The organism is Calidithermus roseus (genome assembly GCF_003574095.1).
Lineage (GTDB): Bacteria > Deinococcota > Deinococci > Deinococcales > Thermaceae > Calidithermus > Calidithermus roseus.
Window position 1 is genome coordinate 1 of the sequence record NZ_QWLA01000096.1, and the last position, 11,345, is coordinate 11,345.

Here is an 11,345-nt window from a genome sequence, read left to right on the forward strand (position 1 = left end):
GGTCACCACCGGGAAGATCACGGGCGGGGCCATGGTCAGGCCGCCCTCCAGCAAGGCCCGCAGGCCGGCGGAGTGGGCCTCGGGGGGGTTGGCCTCCAGCCACTCCGCCCAGCGCAGCCAGGCGTCGGCGCGCTGCTCGAGGTCGCTCACCAGCCCCTGCAGGGCTTCCCAGGCCTCGAGCCGGCTCTGGTGCTCGTCCCAGGCCTGTAGCAGGCGTTGGGCTCCCACCCCGCGCTCCAGCAGGACGCCAGCCTGTTCGGCCTGGCGTTCGAGGCTGCGGGCCTTGGTGTGCAGGGTGCCCACTTCCAGGCTTAGCGCGGCCCGGCGCTCCTCGAGGGCCTGGGCCAGCCCGAGGCCCTGCACCGGGGCGGCCAGCGCCGCCGAAAGCCGCTCGAGCCTGGCCGCTAGGGGTCGCACCTCGGCTCTGACCGTGCCCGCCAGCTCGGCGCTGCGCTCTTGCAGGAATTTCTGAAACACCCCGAAGAGCGCCTCGAGCCCTTCGCCTGTCGCGTCGCCCGCCAGCGGGTTGCGGCGGTACTCGATCAGGTCTGCCTCCAGCGCGGCCAGGGCCTTGTGCTCGGGGTAGCGCTCGGCCAGGATGCGGGTCTCACCCAGCAGCCTCGAGGCCCGGCGGGCCAGGCGGATGGAGCGGGAGAGCCTCGAGGCCGCCAGCCCGACCCGCCGGCCCACCACCCCGAATAGCCATCCAGGGCGCTTTCGCAGTGCCATGTCCAGCACGAAACTCAGCAGCACCGCGCACAGCAACAGCCCGGCGTTGCCCAGTGTGTCGGTCAGTGCCCTCGCGGCCAGTGCGCCCAGTTCACCGCCCCATTCCTGGCGAATGACCGAGAACACCGGCAGCATCACGGCGGTTCCCAGCAGGGCAAAACCCGCTGTGCGCAGGAAACCGCGCGGCGACCGGCCCAGCAACAGCAGGCCCGAGAGGATGGCCAGAGCGGGGGGGACCATCCAGGTCAGCAGCCCCAGCTTGCCATAGGTGATTTGCCGCAGCCACTGGCCGTACTCCCCGGTGAAGTGGGGGTTGACGTAGAGCACCAATCCCAGCGCGATCCCCGCCGCCAGCGTCACCAAGGCCAGCGCCTCGGAATCGAGATGGGGCTCCTTGGGGTTCTTGGGAGGGGGATTTTTGGCCGGGCCGGAGCGCTTGGACTTTGCCTTTGCCATTGAAGCCAGTCTAGCACAACCAAAACTCCCCCGAGGTCGAAATTAAGACCGAGCGAAGGCCGGCTTTCGTGCTCTCGCTCGAGCAGTATCGCGTTTGGATGGAGCCGGTTTACTTCTTGAGTTCCTTGACCACCAGCTCGGTCACGTCGGTGCCGGGGGCAGCATAGACCACGATGCCGCTGGCTTTGGCGACCTTGTAGTCCATGACTACCTGGAAGCCGTTGGCCTCGGCGACCTTCCTGACTTCCCTGTCGATATCCTCGAGCAGGGGCTTGGCCACTGTGCTGACGCGCTCACTCCATTTCTTGCTGCCGTCCTGCAGTGCCTTTTGCAGGGTTTGCAGACTCTGCTGGTCCTTAGCTGGCAGTGGCCCACCGCGGGCCTTCTGGCTGAGCTGGCCGATTTGGTCGCGCAAGGGCTTGAGCTCTTTCTCGGCTTGCTCCTGCACGGCCTTGAGCTTGGCGTAGTTGGGGTGGGCCTGGATGGCGATATCCGGGTTGATAAACCCTACCCGCCAGGGTCGGGGCTTGGTCTGGGCCGACAGGGGTGCCGTCAGCAGCACCAGGCAAAGGGCGGCGAGAATGCGCGTCCACATGGCCCCCACTGTACGAACATTGCTTTAGCAACTTGTGAGAGCGGTTCCCACGAATACCCCACACGGCCAACCAGGCTGTGTGGGGTAAAACACCCACCGGGATCGGATGAGAGGGCACCCAGTAACAGAAAAAGCAGGGGCTCCGGAGAGCCCCTTGATGGTGAGCGACCGTGCTTACTTCTTGAGTTCCTCGATAACTTTCTGGGTCACGTCCAGGCCGTCGGCGGCATAGACCACCAGGTTACTGGCGCTGGCCACCTTGTAGTCCATGATCACCTGGAAGCCATTTTCTTCAGCGACCTTCTTGATGATTTTGTCGATCTGCTCGGTGAGGGGCTTGCCGGCCTCCTCGGTGCGGGTGGACCACTTCTTGAGGGCGTCCTGGTAGGCCTGGCGCAGCGTTTGGAAGTCCTGCTGATCCTTGGCTGTGGCCTGGCCGGCCTGGATCTTCTGCTGAAGCTGGGTGAGCTGGTTTTGCAGGGGCTTGAGTTCCTTGTCGGCCTGCTCGCGCACCGCCTTGACCTTGGCGTAGTCAGGGTGGGCTTCGATGGCCATGTCGGAATTGATAAAGCCAATCTTAACGGCCTGGGGCTTGGTCTGGGCGACCAGGGGGGCCCCCATCAGGCCGATGGCTGCCAGCACGGGGACGATCCACAGCATCCTCTTCATGCGCACCAATCTAAGCATGCAGCGTTAGCGCTCTGTGAGAGGAATCAGGCTTGGAGGGTTAGCCATGGATGGGCTATGGTAGCGCGGAGGAGGTAACGACTCATGAAACGACTCACTCTTTTGGTTCTCCTCTTGGTCCTTTCGATCGGCGCGAGCGCTCAGGCGCAGCGCGCCTTCCAGTTCCGCATCTCGGTTCCCAGCCCGGCAATCGGCTTCGGCCTCGAGGCCGAGCTTCAGCGCAATCTGGTGGCCTTGCTTTACGGCGACCTCGTTTTCCGGGGGCCGGGAGTCCTCGTAGGGGGCGAGTTGCTGTTCAAGCCCGACCTGGGCCAGTTCGACCGCGACCTGCGCGGGATTTCGCCCTACATTGGGGGTGGCGTCGGAGTGGGGTTTGGCGGGGGCGCCGCGGAGGCGGGTTTGACCCTGGACTTCGGCATTGAGTTCGCCGTGGACCGCTCGACTGGGCTCTTCGTGGGTTGGCAGGGGATCTACTACTTCGATGGCTTCGTGGGCAGCCGGGCCATCCTGGGGGCGTCCTTCCGATGAGATGCTGAGTAGAACTTCATAAATGGGGGCGTGAAGCCCCCATTTTTACTACACGCCGTTCTGCGCTACAGGGTACGAACCCAGCACCTTGACGAACTGCGCGCGTTGCAGCAGCCCGACGAGAGCTTTAGCCGGTCCGGGGTCTTCGATGTGGCCCTCGAAGTCCACGTAGAACACCGGGCTGAAGGGGCGCTCGGGATCGCGGCGGGGACGCGACTCGAGCTTGGTCATGTTGACCCCGGCGTCGGCCAGGGCCTGCAGCGCGTGCAGCAAGGCGCCGGGCACGTGGCGGGTGGCGAAGACCACCGAGCTCTTGTGTGGCCCCTCGCGCCGGGGCGGGATGTCGCGCGAGAGCACGAAGAAACGGGTGTAGTTGCCCTTGAAGTCCTGGATGTTTTCCGCCAGCACTTCCAGCCCGTAGAGCTCGGCGGCCCGGCGGCTGGCGATAGCGGCGTGGCCGGGTTCGGGGTTTTCCGCCAGCTCCCTTGCCGCCCCCGCGGTGTCGTAGACCGGGGTGGCCTTCAAGTGATAGCGGGCGATGAAGCCGTCGCACTGGGCCAGCCCCTGGGGGTGGCTCTTGACGAAGCGGATGTCCTCGAGCCGGCTCCCCTTGGGGGCCATCAGGCAGTGCTCGACCTTGAGCACGATCTCCCCGATTACGTGCAGGTCGGTCTCGAGCAACAAGTCGTAGGTCTGGTTGATGATTCCGGCGGTGGTATTTTCCACCGGCACCACCCCCAACTCGACCTCGTGCTCGGACACGGCGTCAAATACTTCGTGAAAAGTGGGAAGTCCGATGGGCTGTGCCTCGGGAAAGGCCTTGAGCACGGCTTCCTCGCTGTAAGCTCCCTCGGTTCCCTGGTAAGCGATGCGGATCACGGCGATACTTTACAACAGTCAATGTTTTGCGGCGTACGCTGTACGTTAAACGACGCTCCAGGCCCTTGACGCTCCACGGCTATGGGCTATCGACCATTCCTGGAAACGCTCATCGATTCTCCCCGTCGCCATCGGTATACTCAGGGCAATCCCTATGATATGTATTGGCGTGGTGACGGACAATTCGGGGCTCGAGCGATTCCTGGAGGTGGTGGCTACCGCCGAGGGGTATAAATTGACCGCTTACGACCAGCCTAACTCCTGGGCAACTCAACTTCTGCAGGACCTACCCGACTTGGTGATCCTCGACAAGCTGGGGGAACACGATAGCATCGCGCTGCGCAACGCGATGCGGGAGGACCCCAATCTCGAGGGCATTCCCGCGATATTGGTGCTCGATGCCCTGCCCGCCGAACGCCCGTCCTGGCTGCGCTCGGAAACGCTCGCTCGTAAGCCCCTCACCCACCGTAACCTGCGCCTGCTGATCAACCGGGTGCTCTACCAGGGTGGGCTGGTGCTGTCCAACGGTCTCCTAGTCCTCAGCCCAGCCGATGCCCGGCCCCTCCTGGCCGAGCTTCTTGGCAGTTCGGAGCGGCTCAAGCAGCTGTGGCTCAACCCCCAGGAGCGCGAGAGCCTGGTGATTGCTCTCGAGCGCGAAGGCTGGACCGAGCAGGGCCTACGCCGCCTGGCCCGCCGCAGCGACCTCGACCTCTACGACATGCTGGGCTGGTTGGCCTTCGGCTGGACAGTCAAGACCCGCCAGCAACGGGCCTATCAGGCCTGGAAGTGGGCTGAGTCGCGCCCCGACGCCAAAATCATCCACTCGCTGCTCGCAGCTTACGTCGAATACGGCATCGCGGGGATGGAGAAAGTATTGCGACAGGAGAAGGTGGTGGTGGCTGCAACCCAGGGCGGCCAGCGTGACCAGGGTTGGCTGATCCGGCTCGAGGCCCAGCTTTACGCCGACTGAGAGCGGTTCCCACGAATACCCCTCACAGCGTGGTTGGCTGTGAGGGATTGTGGGAGGCGCGATGAGCGAACCATGGCCCTCGGCAAAAGGCAGATTAGGAAGCCTCCAGCGTTCGGTGTTTTGCCTTCGACGCTCGCCATGGAACGCCGGGGGCTGAGGGCGGTGTGTTATCCTGAGCACATGAACGAGCGTTCTTTCCAGGACATCCTCGAATGGGTGGTGCTGGGCCTGCTCATCGCGGTGGCCGCCCTGGTGGTGATGTGGGTGGGGGGCTGGCTCTTCACCTTCTTGGGCGCGATTCTCAAGGGCTTGGCCAGCCTGATCTTCCGCCTGCTGACCATCCTGGTACCCGCCCTGATCGTGGCTGGAGCGGTCTACTTCATCCTGCGCTTCGTGCAGAAGCCCAAGTCGGCCTGAGATGTCGATGGTCGATGGCCAAAGACGCTGAACACCGAACGCTAAACGCAAGATGGCTTTTGTGGGCGGGTTCTGTGTCCGCCCTTTCTTACAGTTGGAGGTAGCTTCAAGGGCTAGGCTCGGCTCATGCCTAACCGCCTAATCCACGAGACCAGCCCCTACCTGCTGCAACACGCCCATAACCCGGTGGATTGGTATCCTTGGGGAGAGGAAGCGTTTGCCAGGGCGCGGGCAGAGGATAAGCCGATATTTCTTTCTGTGGGCTACGCCACTTGTCACTGGTGTCACGTGATGGAGCGGGAGAGCTTCGAGGACCCCGAGGTAGCAGCCTTTCTCAACGCCCACTTCGTGCCCATCAAGGTAGACCGCGAGGAACTGCCCGACGTCGATCAGGTCTACATGAACGCGCTCCAGGCCATGACCGGCTCGGGCGGCTGGCCCATGAACATGTTCCTCATGCCCGACCTGCGGCCTTTTTACGGCGGGACCTATTTCCCACCCCGCGATCATCCCCAACTGCCCAGCTTTCGCCGGCTGCTCGAGGGGGTCCACAACGCCTGGCTGCACCGCAGGCAGGACGTGCTGGAGAACGCCGAGGAGCTAACCAAGGCCCTCAGCAATGCGCTGCGGCCTCAGAGCGCCACCCTCCCCGATGACCTTCACCCCTCGGCCCTGGCCGGGCTCTCCAGAACCTTCGACCAGAGCTACGGTGGCTTCGGTGGCGCCCCCAAGTTTCCCCACGCCCCCGCGCTGCTCTACCTGCTCTGCCATGCTTGGCTGGGGGACCAGGTGGCCTGGAAGCACCTCGAGCTGACCCTCGAGCGCATGATGGAGGGCGGTATCCACGACCAAGTGGGGGGTGGGTTTCACCGCTACGCCGTGGACGGCATCTGGCGGGTACCCCACTTCGAGAAGATGCTCTACGACAACGCGCAGCTGGCGCGGGTGTACCTGGGGGGCTACAAGCTCTCGGGCAAGCCGCGCTACCGGCAGGTGGCCGAGCAGATCCTGCAGTACGTGCTGCGTGAGATGACCGGCCCCCGAGGCGAGTTCTGGACGGCCCAGGACGCCGACTCAGAAGGCGTGGAGGGCAAGTTCTACGTCTGGAGCGAGGCTGAGGTGCGGGAAGTGCTGGGCAGTGACGCCGAGGCGGCCATCCGGCTGTTCGGGGTGTCGGAGGCGGGGAACTGGGAAGGGGTCAACGTGCTCGAGCGCCGCTTCCCCGACGAGGCTCTGCGCCAGGCTTTGGGCCTGAGCCCCCAGGCTTACATCGAGTGGGTAGACGGGGTGCGGGCCAGGCTCTACGAGCGCCGCAAGCAGCGGGTCTGGCCCCTCACCGACGACAAGGTGCTGGCCGACTGGAACGGCCTGATGCTGCGGGCTCTGGCCGAGGCCGGGCGCTTGCTGGGCAGCGAGTCATACCTCCAGGCCGCCCGCGCCAACGCCCGCTTCGTGCTGGGGACCATGGTCGCGGATGGGTTGTTGCGGCATTCCTGGCGAGCGGGGAAACTGCGCCCCGAAGCCTACCTGAGCGACCAGGCCAGCTACGGCCTGGGGCTGCTGGAACTCTATCAGGCCACCGGGGAGATGGAGTGGCTCGAGGCCGCCCGGCAGCGGGCCGAGAGCATCATGGCTCACTTCCGCGACCCGGAGGGGGGCTTCCGCGATTCCGCGAGCGAGAACCTGCCCATCAAGGCCAAAGATGCCTACGACGGACCCTACCCCAGCCCGTCGGCTTTGGCTGCCGAGTTGCTTTTCCGGCTGGCGGCCCTGTACGAGCGCCCGGAGTGGCACGAAGCCGCGCTTTCGGCAGTGGAAATCTATGCCCATAGCCTCCAGCACAGCCCCTTTGGCTTTCCGGCGCTGCTCCAGGCTCACCTGATCGGCACTCAGGGTAGCGAGCTGGTCCTGGTCACGCCCTCGAGCTGGGCCGCCGAGGCACGGAGCCTGTACCTGCCCCTCACCACGCTGGCGATTGGCCCTTCCGATGCCCTGCCTGTGCTCGCGGGGCGCAAGGCGGGGCTGGCTTATGTGTGTCGGTGGGGGGTTTGCCGCCTGCCTTCAGAGGATTTCCAGGGCCTGAAGGCCGAATTGCACGCGCTGTACCCGGATGCCCCATTAGACTAAGCCCATGCGCGTTTTATTCATCGGGGATATCTTCGCCGAACCCGGTCTGCGTATCGTCTCGAGGCACCTCCCCGATATCCGGGATGACTTCGACGTCGTCGTCGCCAACGCCGAGAACACCGCAGGGGGCCTGGGTATCACCAAGGCCGCCTACAGGCGGCTGCGTGAGGCGGGCGTGGACGTGCTCACCCTCGGGAACCACGCCTGGGATCATCGCGAGGTTTACGAACTCATCGAAACCGAACCCATCGTGCGGGCGCTGAACTTCCCTCCCGGAACCCCCGGCAGAGGTTGGTGGCGGGTAGAGGCGGCAGAGGAGAGCTTGTTGATCTGCCAGGTGATGGGTCGGTTGTTCATGGACCCTCTCGACGATCCCTTCAGGGGGATGGACGCCTTGCTCGCCGGGGAGCAGGCTGACTGCGTGCTGCTCGAGGTCCACGCCGAGGCCACCTCCGAGAAATTGGCCCTGGCCCGTTACCTCGACGGGCGCGTCGGCGCGGTGCTGGGCACCCACACCCACGTCCCCACCGCCGACGCCGAGATCCTTCCCAAGGGTACCGGCTACCAGACCGACGTGGGCATGACCGGAACCTACGATGGGATCATCGGTGGCGAGGTACAAAGCTTCCTGGGCCGCTTCCTCACCCAGCGCCCCACCCGCTTCCGCGCCCAGGAAGGCCCGGCCCGCTTCCACGCCACCGCGCTGGTGCTCGAGAATGGCCGCTGCAAGAGCATCGAGCCCTACCGCTTCGACGAGCCGGTTTGAAGGCGGGTTTGGCGTTTCGACCCCGACCCTTGACCCTCGACCTCTTTCTTCCTGTACCCTTCTAGCTGTGGACCTCAACTACTACCCCTATCCCTCCCGCCGCACGGTGATGGTGGGCAAGCGCGGTGCGGTCGCTACCTCCCAGCCTCAGGCGGCCCTGGCGGGCATGGAGATGCTTTTGGCCGGGGGCAACGCGGCAGACGCGGCCTTGGCCATGGCTATCGCGCTCACGGTGCTCGAGCCCACCTCCAACGGCATCGGCTCCGACGCTTTCGCCTTGATCTGGGATGGCGGGCTGCATGGCCTCAATGCTTCCGGGCCCAGCCCCAGTCAGCTTCCGTTTGCAGCCTTCGAGGGGATGCAGGAGGTTCCGGCCAGAAGCTGGCTGAGCGTCACCGTGCCGGGGGCCCCCGCGAGCTGGCGGGCGGTTTCGGAGCGCTTTGGCAGGCTGCCCTTCGAGCGGCTATTTGAGCCCGCGATTCGCTACGCCGAGGAAGGCTTCGCCGTGTCGCCGGTGACTGCGAGGAGTTGGAGGCGTTCGGCGGAGATGTTCTTGAAGCTATCGGGGCCGGAGCACCAGGCCTTCAACCGGGTGTTTTTCGCAGGGGGACGTGGCCCACGAGCCGGGGAGATCTGGCGCAGCCCGGACCATGCGGCGACGCTGCGCGAGATCGCCTCGAGCCAGGCCGAGAGCTTCTATAAAGGAAGCCTGGCCCGTAAGATGGCCGAGTTCGCCGCCGACACGGGAGGCTGGCTGACCCAGGCCGACCTCGCGGCCTTTGAGCCACAGTGGGTCGAACCCATCTCGGCTAGCTATGGAAGCCTCGAGGTCCACGAAATTCCCCCTAACACTCAAGGCATCGCCGCACTGATGGCGCTGAAGATGCTGGCAGGCCTCGACATGCTCCGCGCTTCCCATGACCCCGTCGAGTACCTGCACCTCCAGATCGAGGCCATGAAACTGGCCTTCGCCGACGTGAAGGCCGAGGTGGCCGATCCCCGGCACATGCGCCTCAGCAGTGCCCAGTTGCTCGACGACGCCTACCTCTCGAGCCGCCGACGGCTCATCACGGACGTCGCCCGGCCCGTGGAAGCCGAGGTTCCCAAGGGGGGCACGGTCTACCTCTGCGCCGCTGACGGCGAGCTGATGGTGAGTTTCATCCAGTCCAACTACATGGGCTTCGGGGCCGGGGTGCTGGTGCCAGGCACCGGGATCTCGCTGCAAAACCGGGGGGCGAGCTTCGTGCTCGAGCCCGGCCACCCCAACTGCTATGCCCCGTCCAAGCGCCCCTTCCACACCATCATCCCCGGCTTCCTGACCCGTGACGGCAAGCCGCTGGGGCCATTTGGGGTGATGGGTGGTCACATGCAGCCACAAGGCCACCTCCAGGTGGCCCTGGCACTGGAGGATGCAGGCCTCAACCCCCAGGCTGTGCTGGACGCTCCCCGCTGGCAGTGGGTCAAGGGCAAGCAGGTGCTGCTCGAGCCCAGCGTGCCACAGCACGTGGTGCAGGGCCTCATCGACCGGGGCCACCACGTGATGATCCAGCCCGAGACCGGACTGTTTGGGCGCGGGCAGATCATCCTGCGCCACGACCAGACCTTGATCGCCGCCTCGGAGCCCAGGGCCGACGGCCAGGCGCTGGCGTGGTAGGGGGTTTCGCGCTACTCCTCGAGCCTGAACCCTACCTCGAGCGTCACCTGATACGTCTTGGCCTTGCCACCCTCGACCAGCCCGCGCAATTCCTTGACCTCGAACCAGTCCAGGTTGCGCAGGGTCTTGTTCGCGCGGCTCAGCGCGGTTTCGATAGCCTTCTCGATGCTCTCGCCACTCGAGCCCACCAACTCGACCTTCTTGTAGACTTTGTCCATGGCCGCCTCCTTCGCCTCCAGCTTATCGCGGCCTTGGCTGGTGCTGCGCTTGAAAAGCGATTGTGCCGATCCCGATGCATATTCATGAAGACCGCTGCGGCTTTGCCTAGAGCCTGTAGCCGATGGTTTCGCCCATGGTTTCCTTGCGAATCCTGCCGGCATGGAGCAGGTACTCCAGGTGGGCTAGCGTCTCCGACCAGGCGAAGCGGCGCTGGGCCGTGTTGAGTTCTCCGGGGAAAAGCTTCAAGGAAAGTTCCCAGCAGGTTTTGGGCTGCCCGTTCATCAGCCCCAGCAAATAGTCCAGGCGCTCTTGGTGATGAGCAGCCAGCTCCTCGATGCGGCCCCTGAAGTCCCTCAGGGGGCGGTAGTGGCCGGGTAGGGCCAGCGAGACCTCGAGCCCCTTGGCTTTTTCCAGCGACTCGAGGTAGAGCCCCAGCGGGTTGGGATAGGAGTAGGCCCACACGCCGATGTTGGGGGAGATGCGCTCGAGCACGTGGTCCCCGGCCAGCAACACGCCGTCGCTCTCGCGCAGCAGCATGGCGTGCCCGTCGGCGTGTCCGGGGGTCCAGACCACCCGCCAGCGCTGACCGGCGAGCTCGAGCACCTCCCCATCGCGGAAGGTCCGGGGGTTTTTGGGTGGATGTACCCGGCTGCGGGTCTTCTCCATCTCGCGCCCCAGATTGCTCAAGGCCTCCTCGGGGACGCCGTGCCGGCGAAACAGTTCCAGGCCCGCTCGAGCCATCTCCTCAGGCTGGGTCCAGAACGGGTGGCCCCGCTCCAGTTCGACGTCCAGCAGGTAAACCGGGACTCCCTCGGCTTCGATGAGCCCGGCCAGGCCGTAGTGGTCGGGGTGGTGGTGGGTCAGGACCAGGCGGTCGAGGTCGGCGAACTTCAGGCCATGCTGGGCTAAGGCTGCCTCGAGCGCGGGCCTGGCCTCGGGAGTATCGAGCGCGCAGTCCACCAGCACCGCCCCGTCGCCCAACAGCAAGTAGCAGTTGACGTATTTGAAGGGGTAGGGGATGGGCACAGGGATAACTGCGATACCAGGGGCGCTGCTCATGCTTCAACTATACCCTTGCTTTGACCGGGTACAGAAATCTGGGGTGCTTTTTAGCTCAAAGGCCGATAGCCGGGGGTCGGTAGCCAAAGGCTCGCGGCTCGCGCCCCCCAGTTCCGCCTTCCTTTTTGCTACGGGTGTGTCCCAAAAACAACCCAATAGCCTAGACTGAGGCATGAGCCCACTACAAGAGCGGTTGATGGCGCTGATTGGGGAAGCGGAAGCGAAGGGTAAGGGGATGAAACTGGCCCAGCTGGAGCAG

General features: G+C 64.9%; 11 protein-coding genes and 1 pseudogene. 6 read left to right on the forward strand and 6 right to left on the reverse strand.

Annotated features, from left to right (window positions below):
- From Mrose_RS16640 to Mrose_RS16650, 3 genes and pseudogenes are all read right to left on the reverse strand, one after another.
- Positions 1-1,185: pseudogene (locus Mrose_RS16640) on the reverse strand (DNA translocase FtsK); the annotation flags it as partial.
- A gap of 109 nt (positions 1,186-1,294) precedes the next feature.
- Positions 1,295-1,780, reverse strand: a complete 486-nt coding sequence (locus tag Mrose_RS16645; protein WP_119280175.1) for an OmpH/Skp family outer membrane protein — start codon at positions 1,778-1,780, stop codon at positions 1,295-1,297.
- A gap of 174 nt (positions 1,781-1,954) precedes the next feature.
- A complete protein-coding gene (locus Mrose_RS16650) occupies positions 1,955-2,449 on the reverse strand; it encodes an OmpH/Skp family outer membrane protein (RefSeq protein WP_119280177.1) in 495 nt (164 codons plus the stop codon).
- 102 nt (positions 2,450-2,551) lie between these two features.
- On the opposite strand from Mrose_RS16650, the gene Mrose_RS16655 reads away from it, so the two are divergent.
- Positions 2,552-2,995, forward strand: a complete 444-nt coding sequence (locus tag Mrose_RS16655) for a hypothetical protein (RefSeq protein ID WP_119280178.1) — start codon at positions 2,552-2,554, stop codon at positions 2,993-2,995.
- A gap of 48 nt (positions 2,996-3,043) precedes the next feature.
- Here Mrose_RS16655 and pheA read toward each other — a convergent pair whose 3' ends face one another.
- Entirely contained in the window at positions 3,044-3,871 is an 828-nt protein-coding gene (gene pheA / locus Mrose_RS16660) for a prephenate dehydratase (protein ID WP_182482881.1), read from the reverse strand.
- 172 nt (positions 3,872-4,043) lie between these two features.
- Between pheA and Mrose_RS16665 the strand changes: the two genes are divergently transcribed.
- From Mrose_RS16665 to Mrose_RS16685, 5 genes are all read left to right on the forward strand, one after another.
- Positions 4,044-4,844: a type I restriction-modification enzyme R subunit C-terminal domain-containing protein gene (locus Mrose_RS16665; RefSeq protein WP_119280182.1), complete on the forward strand. Its 801-nt coding sequence runs from the start codon at positions 4,044-4,046 to the stop codon at positions 4,842-4,844.
- A 180-nt stretch (positions 4,845-5,024) separates the two neighbouring features.
- Entirely contained in the window at positions 5,025-5,261 is a 237-nt protein-coding gene (locus tag Mrose_RS16670; protein ID WP_119280184.1) for a DUF502 domain-containing protein, read from the forward strand.
- A 126-nt stretch (positions 5,262-5,387) separates the two neighbouring features.
- Positions 5,388-7,388: a thioredoxin domain-containing protein gene (locus tag Mrose_RS16675; RefSeq protein WP_119280186.1), complete on the forward strand. Its 2,001-nt coding sequence runs from the start codon at positions 5,388-5,390 to the stop codon at positions 7,386-7,388.
- A 4-nt stretch (positions 7,389-7,392) separates the two neighbouring features.
- Positions 7,393-8,154, forward strand: a complete 762-nt coding sequence (locus Mrose_RS16680; RefSeq protein WP_119280188.1) for a TIGR00282 family metallophosphoesterase — start codon at positions 7,393-7,395, stop codon at positions 8,152-8,154.
- Positions 8,155-8,221: 67 nt separating this feature from the next.
- Positions 8,222-9,808 carry a gamma-glutamyltransferase family protein gene (locus Mrose_RS16685; RefSeq protein ID WP_119280190.1) on the forward strand — a complete coding sequence of 529 codons (1,587 nt, stop codon included), beginning with the start codon at positions 8,222-8,224 and terminating at the stop codon, positions 9,806-9,808.
- A gap of 11 nt (positions 9,809-9,819) precedes the next feature.
- Here the strand turns inward: Mrose_RS16685 and Mrose_RS16690 are convergent, their stop codons facing one another.
- A complete protein-coding gene (locus tag Mrose_RS16690; protein WP_119280192.1) occupies positions 9,820-10,026 on the reverse strand; it encodes a dodecin in 207 nt (68 codons plus the stop codon).
- 106 nt (positions 10,027-10,132) lie between these two features.
- On the reverse strand, positions 10,133-11,086 hold the full coding sequence (locus Mrose_RS16695; protein WP_119280193.1) for an MBL fold metallo-hydrolase: 954 nt from the start codon (positions 11,084-11,086) through the stop codon (positions 10,133-10,135).
- Between the last annotated feature and the right edge of the window lie 259 nt (positions 11,087-11,345).